Source organism: Saccharibacillus qingshengii (assembly GCF_013185195.1).
Lineage (GTDB): Bacteria > Bacillota > Bacilli > Paenibacillales > Paenibacillaceae > Saccharibacillus > Saccharibacillus qingshengii.
In genome coordinates, this window is record NZ_JAAZWC010000003.1 from 71,111 (window position 1) to 86,855 (window position 15,745).

The following is a 15,745-nucleotide window of genomic DNA, read 5'->3' on the forward strand; positions in this document are numbered from 1 at the left end:
TTGACGACTTTTTATTTGATCCGGCATGGAGAGCCGGACTGGCATACGTACAAACCGCTTAACCTCAAAGGGAACGGGCGCGATCTCGTACCGCTGACAGACAAAGGCGTGAAGCAGATCGTCGAAGCCTCGGCAGATGCCCGGCTGCGCGCAGCCGAGCTGATTCTGAGCTCGCCCTATACGCGTGCGATGCAGACCGCCGCGATCTTGTCGAGGAAGCTCGACCTTGCGCTGCAGGTCGAATACGATCTGCGGGAATGGCAGCCCGATCTGACGTTCGAATACGATACCGAGGAGCGCATGCGGGAACTCCGCGACGATTACAATCGCTGCGGCGGGATCTACCCGGCCGGTGAGACGAGATTATGGGAAAGCCGGGATCGACTGCTGGAACGTTTGGAGGGTGTGCTCGAACGCTATTCGCAATATTCAAAAGTCATCGTGGTCGGGCACGGGACGTTATTCGGGACCCTGGTCGGGCGGAGCGATATCGAGCAGGGCGAGATCGTGGAATACGAGAGCCCGGACCGCGCCCGATGAGAAACGTGCGCAAGCGCCGGCACCGCCGGCGTCTCTATCTGTACAAACGCTCCCTGTATCTAGCGGCAGCCGCCGCAGCGGCCCTGCTGGGACTGGCTTCCCGAGCTTATGCGTCCGCACTGCCGGAATTTCTGGCGCGGCATGCGGGCGATGCCCTGTGGGCCGCTCTAGTCTATCTGCTGTTTCGGATCGTATTTCCGAATCACCGTCCGCTTAGGTGCGCGCTTTATGCGATCCTATTCAGTTTCGGCATCGAATTCAGCCAGCTGTACCAGGCGGAGTGGATCGCAGGACTGCGCTCTACGACGCTTAGCGCACTGGTGCTGGGCCGAGGCTTCCTGACGGTCGATCTGGTGCGCTATACGGCGGGAATCGCAGCTGCTTGGGCCGCCGATCTGATCGTGCTTCGTCTTCCCGACCGGAAAGAATCCGAAAATATCCATAAGGAGGAATCCCGATGAAAAAAACGTTAATCGGCTGCGTGCTTACGCTTGCGGGAACATGGATTGTCGGCTGCATCTTTGTGGCTGCCGCACTGTTCGTGCCGAATATGTCTTCCTGGGAAGGCACCCGGTTGTGGTACGCCATCTTCGGCGGCAGCCCGTACGAAGCGGATCTGAAGCAGAGTATGGCGCTGGGACTGCCGTTCGCGATCGGGATGCTGATGTTTGCTTCGGGCATCGTGATTTTGGCCGTCGAATACTTCCGTCCGGAAGCGCGGCGGGATTCTGCGGTCGCGCCCGTCCGTTTCGAGGCCAAAGCGCCCGCATCCATCCCCGCTCCGGGCCCCCGGCCGCTTGTGACGGCTGGAGATCGCCCGGCCGGCGATAACGAAGAGATTCCGACCATGAAGGAAGTCCGTTCCTGAACGATCGGTCCGCAGCGCGGCAGATCCCCTGGAAGCAAGCCTGATTTTCGAGAAAATAAATACCCGATTCAAGGAGGAACTGCCCAAGCCATGATCCATATTCGCACTTTGCAGGAAACCGATCTGCCCCAGCTTGCCGTACTGTACGAACAATTGGTCGAAGAACCGTCGTCGCCGCAGCGGATGCGAGAGACGTTCGCCAAGCTTGCCGCCGATCCGAATTACCGCCTGCTCGGCGCATTTGAAGATGAGCGGCTGGCCGGAAGCGTAATGGGCGTCGTCTGCCTTGACCTGATCGGAGACTGCCGTCCGTTTATGGTGGTGGAAAATGTCATCGTATCGGATGCGTTTCGCGGCAAAAAAGTCGGAAAGCTGCTGATGGAAGAGCTGGAGCGGATCGCGCGCGAGTGCCGCTGCGCCTATGCGCTGCTTGTCTCGAGCGGCTTCCGGACCGAAGCCCACGCTTTCTATGAAGCGTTGGGGTATACCGAAGACGTAAGAGGATTCCGCCGCAGACTGACGCTTTGAACTTGACCGGACTTTCAGTCCGGCCAGGTTGTCTAGAAAGTCCTATTCGTTGTAGAAGCTTGTCGGCTGCGGGAGAAATTCGTTCCGGTCGCGTGTTGAAATCGGGGAAAAGGATTGAAATTTAGCGGAATTTCCCCGCTTTCAAAGGCGAACACTATCGTTCCTACACTGATTTTCTCCCTTCGCCTCCTCGCTTCATTCAGGATTAGACTTTCTCGACACGTTGACCGGACTTTCAGTCCGGCTTCTTTTTTTGAGAAAAAGTAAGTAACATCTTGTAATCGCTTTATATCCTATGCTACAATGATTCAGACAACAGGATTGTGACCGGTAACGCGGGCAATGCCTAAGTTAACTCAAATGTTATTAACTCGGAGAGAGCTCTGCCGACTTGATGATATTTGCATTAACTTAGGCTTTTTTTATAGGCGGACAGCGGGGATGAGCGAGCGAAGCGGTCGAAAATGTGCGATTGCAGTCGGGAGTGAAAACGATGATTATCGAAAAAGTATTGAACAATAACGTGCTGCTGACCTGCAACGCCAAAGGGAAAGAAGTGATCGTCATGGGGCGGGGCATTTCTTTTAACAAAGTCATTGGCGACGAAGTGGACGAGCACAAGATCGACAAGATTTTTATGCTGAATACGAATGAACTGACGGCACGGCTGACCGAGCTGCTCAACGAGATCCCCGTCGCGCATCTGGAGACGGTCAAATCGATCGTCGAACATGCGGGCCGCGTACTCGGCGAAGAATTGAACGATAATATTTACCTGTCTCTGACCGACCATATCTCGTACGCGATCGAACGCCACACCAAAGGCATCGATTTCAAAAACGCGATGCTGTTCGAGATCAAGCGCTTTTACAAAAAAGAATACGGGATCGGACAAGATGCGCTTCAGATGATCGAAGAGCAGGTCGGCGTGCGGCTCCCGGAAGACGAAGCGGGCTTTATCGCCCTGCATATCGTCAATGCCCGTACCGACGGGGCGGAGATGCGCCTGACGATGGAGATGACGGAGATTGTGCATCATATCTTGAATATCGTCACTTATCATTACGGCATCGTGCTTGACGAGTCTTCGCTGAGCTATTCGCGTTTTGTGACGCATCTGCAGTATTTCTCGATGCGGCTGCTGCGCAAGGAAGTGCAGGAGAGCGGAGAAGATTTCCTCTACGAGCAGGTGCGCCTCAGCTACGCCAAAGCGTTCGAATGCGCCAAGAAGATCGACGATTACCTGCAGAATACGTATCATCAGTCGCTGAGCAAAGACGAATACGTCTATCTCACGATTCATATTCAACGCATCACGACGCGCGGCGACGAGTAAGGCTGCTCGGTGCAGCCTTTTCCGGACCGTTCGCGCGTCGACAACTTCATACGCAGATTTTCTATCGGATACAGGGTGTAACTGGTCATGCAGGCAAAACCTGAACTGGTGAGAGAACGGACAGATTGGAGCGGCTATTTTTTTGGCGCCCATGTCCGCTTCCGTCACGAGTTCAGGTTTTTCTGCGTTTTACGGAGATGAAACCGGCAGCCGGCGCCGTTTTTGCCTTCAGTAAAGCGCACAACTCCGGGCTCGGCCTGATCCAATCCAGCACGTACATTCAGCAGGGAGGCTTAACCATGAACGCAAAAGATCAAGAAATTGCCAAAAAAGTCATCGAAGGCATAGGCGGGGAAAGCAATGTCAGTTCCGTTTTTCATTGTGCAACGCGTCTGCGGTTCAAATTGAAAGATACGTCCAAAGCGGACAAAGAAGGATTGAGCCAAACGCCGGGCGTCGTAACGTTCGTCGAGAGCGGCGGACAATTCCAGGTAGTCATTGGCAATAATGTCCCGGAAGTGTTCAAAAGCATGATGGAGCAAAGCAATCTCAAAGACGCCGAAAGTACGGACAGCAGCGAATCGACCGAGGAAAAAGGCAGTCTGCTGAACCGCGCGGTCGATATGATCTCCAGTATCTTCTCGCCGCTGCTCGGCGCACTGGCCGGAGCCGGGGTACTCAAAGGCCTTGTGGCCCTGTTCCTCGTCCTCGAGTGGATCACGCCGGAATCCGGTACGTACCTAATCCTCAACGCCGCATCGGACAGCGTATTCACGTTCCTGCCGATCTTCCTGGCGATCACGTCTTCGCGCCGCTTCAAGACGAATATGTTCGTCTCTGTCGCGATCGCGGGCGCGCTCGTCTATCCGTCGATCGCCGCCGCGCAGGGAGACCTCAACTTCCTGGGGATTCCGATCGTGCTCGTCACGTACACCACGTCGGTTATCCCGATCATTCTGGCGGTCTGGATCCAGTCGTACGTGGAGAAGTTCTTCTCGTCGTTTATCCATCAGTCGGTCAAGAACATTCTGGTTCCGATGTGCACACTGCTCGTCGTGGTGCCGCTGACCTTCCTGGCCTTCGGCCCGGTTGGCAACATCATCAGCGAAGGACTGGCCAGCGGCTACACCTGGTTGTATAATCTCAGTCCGATCGTTGCGGGTCTGATCGCCGGCGGTCTCTGGCAGGTCTTCGTGATCTTCGGCGTACACTGGGGCTTCGTGCCGATCATGCTCAGCAATCTGGGTACGATCGGTTACGATACGATGCTGCCGATGCTGGCTGCTCCGGTCTTGGCTCAAGCCGGCGCGCTGTTCGGGATCTTCCTCAAAGCGAAAAACCGCGACCTCAAAGCCCTCTCGGGTTCGGCGACGCTTGCCGGTATCTTCGGCATTACCGAACCGGGCATCTACGGCATTACGCTGAAATATAAAAAACCGTTTATTCTGGCCTGTATCTCCGGCGCGATCGGCGCAGCTATTATCGGAGCGGGCGGCGGACGCGCGATCTCGTTCGCTCTGCCAAGCGTACTCGCTATTCCGGCGTATGTCGGAACGGGCTTTGCGACCACGGTAATCGGTATCGCCGTCGCCTTCGTTCTGGCCGCGCTGCTGAACCTGTTCCTGTTCAAAGAACCGGCCGCGGAAGCTGCCAAAGCTTCGGCCGTCACTACCGACGGACAGCGGGTTTCGGCCCGGCCGGAAGAAGCGGTCTCGGCTTCGAGCGTCAGCCTGCTCCAGAAAGAAATCATCGTCAGCCCGCTGGAAGGTACCGTTCAAGCCTTGGACAGTCTGCCGGATCCGGCTTTCTCGTCGGGTGCGATGGGGCAGGGCATCGTGGTCGATCCGACCTGGGGCCGCCTGACTTCACCGGCTGCCGGCACGGTTACGACCGTATTCCCGACCGGACACGCAATCGGGATCACGACGGACGGCGGCGCGCAGCTGCTGATTCATGTGGGCGTCAACACGGTGCGTCTCAAAGGCCAATTTTTCGATAAAAAAGTAAAAGAAGGCGACCGGGTGGAAGCCGGCCAGCTGCTGCTCGAATTCGATCTGGAACAGATCAAAGCGGCAGGCTATATCACGGCGACTCCGGTCATCGTGACGAATTCCGCCGATTATCTGGATGTTCTCAAGACGACGGATGCTTCCGTCAAGAACGGCGATTATCTGCTGACGACGGTCGTCTGAGCGGTCCCGACACTTGAGTGAATTCACTTTTGTACAGATGACCGCGTTGTCCGCCTAGCCAAACAAAGCCCCGAAGCCTTCAAAAAAAGGCTTCGGGGCTTTTTGTTTTGTCGAAATCAGGCATCTTCCGTTTGAAAAAACCCCAGTCGTGTAATACTGCATAGCAGTATATTTCGTCTACATCTGGGAGGAAGCCTTACATGTTCAAACGTATGGAAGAGATTATGATCGAGATTCCGGATGTCGAAAAGCCCGATCCGAATGCAGCCGCAGCCGTACAGGAACTGCTGGGCGGCAAATTCGGCGAGATGTCCACCCTGAACAATTATCTGTTCCAATCGTTTAACTTCCGCTCCAAATCGAAGCTCAGACCGTTCTATGATCTGGTGATGAGCATCACCGCCGAAGAGCTGGGTCACGTCGAACTGGTGACGCACGGGATCGGCAAGATTCTGCAGGGCTCCACTTCGCCGGGAGATCCCGACAAGAGCCCTCTGGACGCCGTGAAGGACGCCAGACTCTCTTATCCGTTCCTCGCGGGCGCACAGGGCGGCATGCCGATCGATTCCATGGGCAACCCGTGGACCGGCGCGAACGTGTTCAACAGCGGCAATCTGGTCGAAGACCTGCTGCACAACTTCTTCCTGGAGTGCGGAGCGCGTACCCACAAGATGAAAGTATACGAAATGACCGATCATCCGGCGGCCAGAGCCGTAGTCGGATTCCTGCTGGTACGCGGAGGCGTCCATGTTGTCGCTTATGCCAAAGCGCTTGAAGTGGCAACCGGCGTCAACGTGACCAAACTGATCCCGATTCCTTCGCTGGACAACCGCAAGTTCAACGAAGCGCGCAAATACGAAGAAAAAGGCGTACACACCAAGCTGTACACCTGGAGCGATAACGACTTCACCACGATCGACCAGATCTGGAAAGGCACGCACCCGGAAGACGGGTCGCCGCTTGAAGTGATCGCCGGCGTGCCCAAAGGCGTACCGATTCCCGAGGCGCCGCCGATCGACGAAGAATTCGCACCGGGCATTTCCGCCGCCGAATTCAAAGAGATCGCCAAGCGTCTCAAACAAGCCGGCAATATCAACGAGTAACGTCGAGACCCGGTTCTCCAGCCCAAAGCCTCCGCAGCCCTTTTATGGGCGGTGGAGGCTTTTTCGATGAAGCCGCCCGGCGGCTCGCTGCCGAGACCCGCCTTCGGGTAGAAGGGCATTCAGAAGCGGCCTTCGATCAGCTTGGCCGTAAATACCAGTTCTTCATTGTCGCGTGCGTTCAGACCCGATAACAGCATGCTGCCGTCTTCAAGACCGATCCGTCCGTCGAATCCCTGAAGCATCGCTTCTATGTACATGGGCCACATGGTCGTTTCGGAGCCGTGGAGCAGGATCGGAAGGGTACAGCCCGCCCGTTTCAGCACTCTGCGAATCTGCCGGACCACCGCGGTTTCTTTGCCCGGGTCGGGCCGGTGAATGCCGATCAGTACCCGCATACAGGATTCGCAGCCCGGCATGGCTACGAAGCGTTCCGCATCGGATTCCGAACACAGACCCGCCTCTACGCCGATCCCAAGAGAAAGCGCCGCTACGGCAATCCATTCGGAATCCGGTTCGCGGATATTCACGGAGACGTAGTCGGGAAGGGTTGTCCAGGACCACATCAACTTCATCCTTGCACCGCTGTCGGGGAGGATAAAAGCGGCGGTAGAGATCCCGATCGGAATCCCGCCCACGCGTTCGCGCACGGTCAGCAGCGTCCGGGTCACATCGGCCGCTTCCAGGGTCTCGAAGCCCTTGGTGTCACGGATATGAATATGGAGCTCGGCCGCGCCGGCACGAACCGTTTTTTCGGCATCCAGCGCGATTTCTTCCGGTGTGCAGGGAACGGCCGGGTGATCGTTTCGGCTGCGCGAGCCGTTCAGGCAGGCTTGAAGCATACGGCATTCTCCTTCGGAGGGATATAGGGGCAAATTCTAGTATATTCCAGTTATCGGAAGATTACTGGTTTTTTTTAAGAGACAGCCCACAAGATATAAACGTTAATCATAAACATTTATTTACAGTAACATTCATAAGCGAGTAGGTGCTAGGCCTTATTTATCCGTTTTTTTGCCCGACTAAAGTCGTCTTTAACGCTTGCTTTCTAATAAAAAAAACTTTGTATCCGATACCTTTTATAAAAGAAGTCATTTACATACATCCAGGGAGGTTGTCCATTGCGAATCCATGTAACGGATCTTCAACACGGCGATATGCTGAAGGAAGACGCGTTTAACCCGGCGGGACTGCACGTCCTTCCGCGAGGGACGGTCATCAAGACCGAAGAAACGGATCTGCTGAACCGCCACAAGATCGATTACGTCGAGATCGAACCGCACCATTCGGAGACGGCTCCGGGCATTCTCAGCGCCGCGATGCAAAGTCATATTGAACTTGCGATTCGCGGATATCAGTCCATTTTCCTTGAAGCGCTCACCAGCGGCAAATTCAACGAAACCACGGTCGATTTGCAGCTTGAACCGCTGCTTCGGACCGTGGACGAACATCGCGATGTGGTGTCGCTGCTGCTTGTGCTCGAGCGCGAGGACGTCAGTTTGTACAACCATTCGATGCAGGTCGGCATGCTGTCGTATTACATGGCAACCTGGCTCGGTTATTCCAAAGAAGAATGTTACGCGATCAGCAAAGCCGGTTATCTGCACGATATCGGCAAGAGCAAGATTTCGCCGACGATCCGCAACCGGACGGATTATTTGACGGAGTACGACATGCAGGAGCTGCGCAAACACGCGAAGCTCGGCTACGACGTGATCCGCAATTCGATGGATGACGAAACGACGTCGCTTGTGGCCTGGCAGCATCACGAGCGGGAAGACGGTTCGGGTTATCCGCAGGGATTGACCAAAGCGGATATTCATCCGTATTCGCAGATTGTGGCGGTTGCCGATACTTACCTGAGATTGTCGGAAGGCAAAAAAGGCGAACCGAAACGCCCCCTGCTCGATATTCTGCGCGAAATCAACGAAATGGGATTCGGCAAGCTGAATGAAAAGCCGGTCCAGGCGCTTGTCCAGCATCTGATGTCGAACCTGATCGGCAAAAATGTACGGTTGAACAGCGGCGAGACGGGGACGATCATTCTTAACAATCCGTCGGATATTTTCAAACCGCTGGTACGGGTAGGCGATCAATTTCATGACCTGTCGCGCGAGCGCAATCTGATTGTCGACGAAGTCTTTATTTGACGAAAGCGGGGCTTTTTTGGGATTTCCCAGAAAGGCCTTTTTGTATGCATCGGGTCATCCGGATACGGCGGCCGGCAGGAATCGAGGGTTTTTCCCCGAACTTGTTACAGCGGGCTCAATAGATTGACGAGCAAAAAAGCTGGAGCGAGGAGGACGGGCGATGGAGCCGAAGTGGCTGGAATGGGCCAAAAAAATTCAAGCGATCAGCCAGGCCGGATTGGAATATTCCCGGGATGTTTACGATCTGGAACGGTTCGAAATGCTGCGTACGCTGAGTCTGGAAATCGTCCATGAACATACGGGAGTGGGCACGGAGCGGCTGCGCGATTTGTTTGCGGGCGATACCGGTTATGCGACGCCGAAAGTCGACGTTCGGGGAGTGGTTTTTCGAGGCGAACGGATTCTGCTGGTACGCGAACGATTGGACGGGGCATGGTCGCTGCCGGGCGGCTGGGCGGATATCGGACTGTCGGCCAAAGAGAATGTCGTTAAAGAAATCCGTGAAGAGACGGGATACGAAGCGGAAGCGGGCCGGCTGCTGGCTGTACTCGATAAAAAATTCCACGATCATCCGGTCTCGCCTTTTCACGTATACAAAATGTTTTTCCGCTGCGATATTGTGGGCGGGGAAGCGGCGGCGAGTCTGGAGACCAGCGAAGTCGGATTTTTTGGCGAAAATGAACTGCCTCCGCTGTCGGTCGAACGCAATACGGAGAAGCAGGTACGCCGAATGTTCGATTTTGGGAGAACGCCGGACCTTCCAGCCTGGATCGACTAAACGCTTCCTATATTTAAAATTCAATATATGAAAAATTCATGATAGAATATACCGATTGATTGAACCGGTAAAAAAGCCGACAATAAAAAGAGCTGGAAATTCATTACAAGAGGTATGGGGGATGAATGGCAATGATAGAATTGTTGGTCGTGCGGCACGGGGAGTCGCAGGCGGATCTGGAAGACCGGCACGAAGGGCGTGCGGACTTTGAGCTGACTCCGCTCGGCGAACGCCAGGCGGGACTTGCGGCAGCCTGGATCGCCAAACGGTACCGTCCCCACGAGATTATGGCCAGCCCGCTGAAGCGCGCTGCGCGTACAGCGGAAGCCATTGCTCAGGAATGCAAACTGACGGTCGCTTACGACGAGAAGCTGATGGAATGGAATAACGGCTTGTTGGCGGGGCTCAAGCGGGAAGAAGCGCAGCGCCTTTATCCGCTTCCCGCATCCGGCAGGCAGCCTTACGATACGCTCGCCGAAGCGGAATCGGAGATTCAATTTCGCGCGCGGGCGGAAGCCTTTTTGTCGGAACTGCTGTTTAGGCACAGGAACAAGTCCGACCTGCACCGGATCTGTATCGTTTCGCATGGCGGAATGATCAATATGCTGTTCCACAGTCTGCTCAATCTGCCGTTCCAGACCGAAATATCGCTGGCAACCGGAGATACGGGGATCCATCTGTGGCGAATCGACCGTTCCCGCAAACGGATCGTATTTACGAATGCACAGGAGCATCTGCGAAGCTGAATATTCCCGCCCGGGGCTGCACCGCCTTTGGGCGGTTTTTTGCCGTGGGGTTCGAGGGGCTTTGCAACTTTTTCCCGCTTGCGCTACGATAAAAAGAGAGCGATGCGTTAAAGGAGGAAAGAATGTGACGTCGGTAATCGAACTGAAAAATGTCTCCTGGAGACGCGGCGAACAAGAAATTCTGCACGGGATCGAATGGACCGTCGAACAAGGCCAGCATTGGGCGATCCTCGGACTGAACGGCTCGGGCAAGACCAGTATTTTGAATATGATCAATGGGTATATGTGGCCGACGACCGGCGAAATCTCCGTGTTGGGACACAAATTCGGTACGATCGATCTGCGTGAACTGCGCAAGTCGATCGGTTGGGTCAGTTCTTCGCTTCAGGAGAAGATCAGGCCCAACGAGCAGACGCTCGACATCGTCATCAGCGGACGCCATGCTTCGATCGGGCTGTATGCCGGTATCGAAAACCGCGATCGGGAAAAAGCCGAACAGCTGATGCGGGATCTGGGCTGTGCCCATCTGCTCGGACGCACGTATCAGACCTGTTCGCAGGGAGAGAAGCAGAAGCTGTTGATCGCGAGGGCATTGATGGCGTCGCCCCGGCTGCTGATCCTGGACGAAGCCAGCAACGGACTCGATTTTATCTCGCGGGAAGCACTGATGCAGAGTATTGACCGGTTGGCTTCAAGGCCCGATGCGCCCACGCTGCTCCTGGTCACGCATCACACGGAAGAAATTTCGCCGCTCTTCTCCTATTCGCTGCTGATCCGCAGAGGGCGCCTGTTCGCCCAGGGACGCTCGGAAGAAGTGCTAAGCGAAGAAAAGTTGAGCGAATTCTTCGAGATGCCGGTCGGCGTCGAATGGCGGGGCGGCCGCGCCTGGCTGTCCGTACGCTGAACAGGCCGCCGCATGAACCTGCCGGATCGTCGACCTGTTTGTTTCTTCGCCCAGCGGGTAATGATACGTTGTCGAACGATATCATACCTTTTGAGGAGGAACAACATGAGCAACCCAAACGAAGATCCAAATCAGAAAAGCGCCGGCGAAGATACGTTGATGGAACAGACCCGCAAAGAAAAAGGAGCGAATGTCGAGACGCAGGCGGATGATTGGGCAGGCAAATCGAAGTCGCAGTCTCCGGACGATAAGGACCAGTAAAACCTAACGTCTTTGTTTTCTTTGCGTGGAGCGTTTATAAGATCAGGGGCTGATTTCCCCGCGAACGGACACCGGTTTAACCGGTGTCCGTTTCTGCTTGCGCGGCAAAACTCCACTCCATTCCGGTTTGCCCAATAAACGGAATTCCAGTAGAATGAATAGCGTCAACAATAGAACGATAAATAAACGAGGAATTTACAGCAGACGGGAGCCGATAGGATGAGCGAGCTGATTATGCGCACAGCCAGAACCGACGATATCGGGCAGTTGGCCGAGATGCGTTACGATTCGACGATAGAAAATCATCCGGAACTGACTATTACCGACGAGCAGCAGCGGGATTATACGGATGAGATGCACGAGTTTTTGGAAGAAGCGATCGGTTCCGAACACTGGGTAGTCTGGCTTGCGGAGTACGGCGAAGAAATTGTGGGGCATGTGTATTTGGAAATGGTGCGGAAAGTTCCACGGCCCGGACGGACGACCAAACCGTTTATTTACATGACCAATGTATACACCCGTCCGCAGCATCGCGGTCTCGGCATCGGAAGCCGACTGGCCCAGGTAGTCGAGCAGTGGGCGCGCGAACTGGACCACGATTTTATCATGGTCTGGCCGAGCGGCCGCGGCGAAGAATTTTATACGAAGAACGGATATTCCGCCTGCTCCGTGCCGATGGAACTGAAGTTGTAGAACGGCCGCGGATGTCCGCAATATTCGAGCGCGCGGTTATATCCGCGCGTCTTTTTTTCGTCTAGTCTTAAAGGCGAAAAGGAGAGGATATCATGAGGAAAAAAGAATTCGCAGGACCAATTGCGGAAGCGGTGATCCGACCGGAACACGTAGGCGATTCACGGCAGGCAAGCGAACTGTTGGGACAGTTGGGATATCCGGCAGAACCTAGTGAAGTTGCGAAGCGGCTGGAAGCCCTGCGCGCAAACGAGGACTACTCGGTTCAAGTCGCGGAAAGGGAAGGGCAGTTGGTCGGCATGATCGCCCTGCATCTTGAACGACCTCTGCTCCACTGCGCCTGCGAGGTCAGAGTCATGGCGCTTATCGTTTCGGAAGAAGAACGGGGAACAGGAATCGGGCGCCGTCTGCTGGAGGCGGGTGAAGAATGGGCGCGCGGCTTGAACGCGGCCTATATCTGTCTGAACAGCGGAAACCGGGCGGAACGGCAGGCCGCCCATCTTTTTTATCGCCACTGCGGCTATTCGAGCAGCTCGACCGGCTTTGCCAAACCGCTAAAAGATCAAAAATGATCAAAAACGACAGGAAAATGCTCATTGAGCCGGATGAATGCGTATAAAGCCGTTTATTCGCCTAAAAAAGCCCCAGGGGAACTTTGTCAGCGCGCCGGGATCCTTTTATAATGAAGCTGTAAGGTCAATAAAGGTCAAACAAACTTCGCATGAAGCGCTCGTCGGCAGTCCGATTTCGAGAGGAGAATGGAAGATGTTTGAACAAGGCCCTTTTGGCAGAAATGCGGAAGAAATGTTCAGTCAGCTGGCAAAGACGTTCGGAGATACGTTCGGTGAAGATTTTGCCGCTCCGTTCCGCGAACGGGTTCTATCGTTCCGTACCGATATCCATGAAGACAACGGCCGTTATCTGCTTGAGGCGGAGCTCCCGGGTTTCCGAAAAGAAGATATCGATATCGATTATACCGCTCCTTATCTGACCATTCGTGCCGTTCGGCATGAAGACCGGCAGGAAGAAGAGCAGGAGCGCCGCGTCGTTCGAAGCGAACGGCGTTACGGCGAATTCGTCCGGCGCTTTTATATGGAAGATGCGGACCGCGAAGGCATCCGTGCTTCTCTTAAGGAAGGCGTGCTCAAACTGGACATTCCCAAAAAAGAAAACACCTTCGGCAAGCGGATTTTGATCGAAGGGGAAGATTGACCCGCGCAAGCGGCTGCGCTTGAACAGCGGTTTGCCGGGGTTTGCGCGGCAGGCTGCGAACCCAAACAAAGACACCGGATTTTCCGGTGTCTTTTTTGAACCGTTCCTTTTTAGGGACGCAGTGTCGACCGGAATTTCAGCACGGCTTCGGCCAATGCGGCGCGCGAAGCGTTCAGTTGTTCCGGGGGGGACGCCTTCGTCAGTACCGAAGCCGACTTGTTGATCGCCTTGCGCAGTTCGCCAAAAGCCGAGCTCGGATACTGACCGGAACGGATGCCTTTCGGAGAATCGAGCAGTTTGGACGCCTGGTCCAATTCGCCCGCGAGCTGCAGGCCTTCGGTCAATGCCGTGTAGGCATTCTGGACGCAGAGTGCGGCGCATTCAATCGGGAGCAGTCCCGAGTTATCGGCAAGCAGGGCTTCAAGTCCGTTCGCCTGGGCATGGAAAGCGCTCAATAACTTGGAGTAATCCGCCGTGTTCGGCAGATTGGCCGAGATTTCCGCAATCGTCTGACGCTGTTGATTCAACTGGCCGAGCCGCTGCGAGCGGTCCAGGTTCATGGAATCGCGAAGTACAGCCGTGCCTTCGATATATTTCAGATACTGTTCGCGAAGCTGAGGAACCGTGGTATTCGGATCGTAAGCCGCCGCCTGCGCTTCGGCAATGATCGCCATCATGGTATCGGCCGCTTCCTGCGGATAAGTGCCCGGCGCGGTCCCGATCGAATCGTTAAGCATTCTTGCAGTCTGGAAAGTTTGTCGTTCTAGAATGGAGGCATCGCGGATGTAGTCTTCAATGTAAGCGGCAAGCGCGGAATCGAGGGTGTGATAAGCTGCATTAAGTTTGGAGGAAGAAGTATTGGGATCGAGCAGTAAAGCGCGTGCTTTGTCCGAGGCGGCTTTTACGGCCAGATAGCGGGCATTGCCGGGATCGCTGTAAAAGTCGTCGGCCGCTTTGTCGCACATGGCGAGCCGCTTGATCAGCGCTGCTCGTTCCGCGCTGTTCCAATTCGCGATGGCTGCGGCCTGCTCGGCGGAAGCGATTGGCGCGATCGGTCCGAAGACGGGAATGCTCCATCCGCTGCCGAAAGTTACACCGACAGCCAGCGTCGCCGCCATCCACTTCCCCGGAATTCTGGGTCTATTCAAAAAGAACTCCTCCTTATGTCCTGATGTCAACGTGCAAATTTTGTTCCTCATTTAATTAAACCTCTCTCCGAAAACGAAACGCTTTTTTGGGAGGAATCCCGGAAAATTCCGATAATTCGCTGCTTTGTTCGTAAGTTTGGTGCGGATTTACTGATTCGGGCGAACTAAGACCGAGATTTCCGCGGAATTTCGAAAAATTTCGACAGAAAAAGATGCGCCTACGGCTTCCGAAAAAGCCTTCTCCGAAAACCGGAGCGAAAAAGGTGCGTAAGCCCGCCGCCTCATATAAAATGAAAGAGATCGGGTAAACTATCAAAAAGAGGGCGTACAGCCCGGCCCATAAGGAGAGGAAGGCTATGCCGGACAAAAACCATTACGACGTACTCGGAGTCGAAGCAAATGCCTCCCAGCCGGAAATCAAGAAAGCGTATCAAAAACTGGCCAAACAGTGGCATCCGGACGTAAACAAAACGGACGGGGCCGAACGCCGGTTCAAAGAGATCGCCGCCGCCTATGAAGTGCTGGGCAGCGAAGAGAAGCGCCGCGAATACGACGCTTCGAGACTTCGTCCTTCCGGCGGAGGGTATCGGGGAACGGGGGCCGATTACGGTTCCGCGGGCACCGGCTTCGGCGGTTCGGGCTTCGATTGGGTGAACGACCTGCAGCAGGAAGATATTTTCGACATGTTTTTCAATGAACGAGTCGGCGGATTCGGGAGCAGAATGGCGGGTTCCGCTCCCCGTTCTCCCGGTCAATCCACGCTTGAAGTTACGCTCGAACAGGCATACCGGGGCGAGACGGTCCGGATTGTACTCGGAGGCAAGACGATCGGGCTGAAGCTGCCGGAACGTTCCCGCAGCGGCAGTACGATCCGTATGACAGGGAGCGGAAGCAACGGACTTGCGGCCGGCGAAGAACTGCATATCGTTCTGAAGATCGCCGATCATCTGCTCTACAGCCTGGAAGAAGAGGATCTGGTCGCCGTACTGCGGATTGCGCCCTGGCAGGCTGCTCTCGGAGGACAGGCCCGGATCGGGCTGCCGGACGGGGCCATGGTCAATCTGAACCTTCCGCGGGGTTCGGCCGCAGGGAACAGACTGCGGATACCTCGCCGGGGATTAAAAAAAGCGAACGGAACTTATGGGGATTTGTTTGTCGAAATCGAAATTACGGTTCCCGATCCGGGCGAAGCGGAAGAAGAGCTCTACCGCCGCCTGGAGAGCCTGTCGAATTTCCGGCCGGAGCTCGGCAGACGCAAATCCCGATAACCGGAAAGAAACGAGGGAACAACG

Annotated in this window: 18 protein-coding genes; 16 read left to right on the forward strand and 2 right to left on the reverse strand. The window is 55.2% G+C overall.

Annotated elements, in window-relative coordinates; genetic code table 11:
* The 7 genes from HRQ60_RS03805 (at position 1) to HRQ60_RS03835 (ending at position 6,567) form a co-directional block, all read left to right on the forward strand.
* Complete coding sequence (locus HRQ60_RS03805; protein WP_172194314.1) at positions 1–540, forward strand: histidine phosphatase family protein; 540 nt, start codon at positions 1–3, stop codon at positions 538–540.
* Complete coding sequence (locus HRQ60_RS03810) at positions 537–1,001, forward strand: ribosomal maturation YjgA family protein (protein ID WP_172194315.1); 465 nt, start codon at positions 537–539, stop codon at positions 999–1,001. The genes HRQ60_RS03805 and HRQ60_RS03810 overlap by 4 nt, the downstream gene beginning before the upstream one ends.
* On the forward strand, positions 998–1,408 hold the full coding sequence (locus HRQ60_RS03815; RefSeq protein ID WP_172194316.1) for a hypothetical protein: 411 nt from the start codon (positions 998–1,000) through the stop codon (positions 1,406–1,408). Before HRQ60_RS03810 ends, HRQ60_RS03815 begins: the two co-directional genes overlap by 4 nt.
* Positions 1,409–1,498: 90 nt before the next feature.
* Positions 1,499–1,936, forward strand: coding sequence for a GNAT family N-acetyltransferase (locus HRQ60_RS03820; RefSeq protein ID WP_172194317.1), 438 nt, complete (start codon positions 1,499–1,501; stop codon positions 1,934–1,936).
* 493 nt (positions 1,937–2,429) lie between these two features.
* Positions 2,430–3,272 (forward strand): BglG family transcription antiterminator LicT, encoded by an 843-nt coding sequence (licT, locus tag HRQ60_RS03825; RefSeq protein ID WP_172194318.1) that lies wholly within the window; start codon positions 2,430–2,432, stop codon positions 3,270–3,272.
* Positions 3,273–3,571: 299 nt separating this feature from the next.
* Positions 3,572–5,464 (forward strand): beta-glucoside-specific PTS transporter subunit IIABC, encoded by a 1,893-nt coding sequence (locus HRQ60_RS03830; RefSeq protein WP_172194319.1) that lies wholly within the window; start codon positions 3,572–3,574, stop codon positions 5,462–5,464.
* 200 nt (positions 5,465–5,664) lie between these two features.
* On the forward strand, positions 5,665–6,567 hold the full coding sequence (locus tag HRQ60_RS03835) for a manganese catalase family protein (protein ID WP_172194320.1): 903 nt from the start codon (positions 5,665–5,667) through the stop codon (positions 6,565–6,567).
* A gap of 119 nt (positions 6,568–6,686) precedes the next feature.
* Here HRQ60_RS03835 and HRQ60_RS03840 read toward each other — a convergent pair whose 3' ends face one another.
* The gene (locus tag HRQ60_RS03840) at positions 6,687–7,406 is read right to left on the reverse strand and encodes a 3-keto-5-aminohexanoate cleavage protein (RefSeq protein ID WP_172194321.1); all 720 of its coding nucleotides are present in this window, start codon (positions 7,404–7,406) and stop codon (positions 6,687–6,689) included.
* A 279-nt stretch (positions 7,407–7,685) separates the two neighbouring features.
* Between HRQ60_RS03840 and HRQ60_RS03845 the strand changes: the two genes are divergently transcribed.
* The 8 genes from HRQ60_RS03845 (at position 7,686) to HRQ60_RS03880 (ending at position 13,305) form a co-directional block, all read left to right on the forward strand.
* Positions 7,686–8,714, forward strand: coding sequence for an HD-GYP domain-containing protein (locus HRQ60_RS03845; RefSeq protein ID WP_172194322.1), 1,029 nt, complete (start codon positions 7,686–7,688; stop codon positions 8,712–8,714).
* Positions 8,715–8,874: 160 nt separating this feature from the next.
* Positions 8,875–9,492, forward strand: coding sequence for an NUDIX hydrolase (locus HRQ60_RS03850; RefSeq protein WP_172194323.1), 618 nt, complete (start codon positions 8,875–8,877; stop codon positions 9,490–9,492).
* 131 nt (positions 9,493–9,623) lie between these two features.
* Positions 9,624–10,238, forward strand: a complete 615-nt coding sequence (locus tag HRQ60_RS03855) for a histidine phosphatase family protein (protein ID WP_172194324.1) — start codon at positions 9,624–9,626, stop codon at positions 10,236–10,238.
* Between the two features lie 124 nt (positions 10,239–10,362).
* Positions 10,363–11,142, forward strand: coding sequence for an ATP-binding cassette domain-containing protein (locus HRQ60_RS03860; protein WP_172194325.1), 780 nt, complete (start codon positions 10,363–10,365; stop codon positions 11,140–11,142).
* Positions 11,143–11,247: 105 nt separating this feature from the next.
* Complete coding sequence (locus tag HRQ60_RS03865; protein ID WP_172194326.1) at positions 11,248–11,403, forward strand: hypothetical protein; 156 nt, start codon at positions 11,248–11,250, stop codon at positions 11,401–11,403.
* A gap of 219 nt (positions 11,404–11,622) precedes the next feature.
* A complete protein-coding gene (locus HRQ60_RS03870; protein WP_246281105.1) occupies positions 11,623–12,096 on the forward strand; it encodes a GNAT family N-acetyltransferase in 474 nt (157 codons plus the stop codon).
* Positions 12,097–12,188: 92 nt separating this feature from the next.
* Positions 12,189–12,665, forward strand: a complete 477-nt coding sequence (locus HRQ60_RS03875) for a GNAT family N-acetyltransferase (protein WP_172194327.1) — start codon at positions 12,189–12,191, stop codon at positions 12,663–12,665.
* A gap of 193 nt (positions 12,666–12,858) precedes the next feature.
* On the forward strand, positions 12,859–13,305 hold the full coding sequence (locus HRQ60_RS03880; RefSeq protein ID WP_172194328.1) for an Hsp20 family protein: 447 nt from the start codon (positions 12,859–12,861) through the stop codon (positions 13,303–13,305).
* 110 nt (positions 13,306–13,415) lie between these two features.
* On the opposite strand, the gene HRQ60_RS03885 is transcribed toward HRQ60_RS03880, so the two are convergent.
* Positions 13,416–14,453 carry a hypothetical protein gene (locus HRQ60_RS03885; RefSeq protein WP_172194329.1) on the reverse strand — a complete coding sequence of 346 codons (1,038 nt, stop codon included), beginning with the start codon at positions 14,451–14,453 and terminating at the stop codon, positions 13,416–13,418.
* 356 nt (positions 14,454–14,809) lie between these two features.
* Between HRQ60_RS03885 and HRQ60_RS03890 the strand changes: the two genes are divergently transcribed.
* Positions 14,810–15,721, forward strand: a complete 912-nt coding sequence (locus tag HRQ60_RS03890) for a DnaJ domain-containing protein (RefSeq protein ID WP_172194330.1) — start codon at positions 14,810–14,812, stop codon at positions 15,719–15,721.
* The last annotated feature ends 24 nt before the right edge of the window (positions 15,722–15,745 follow it).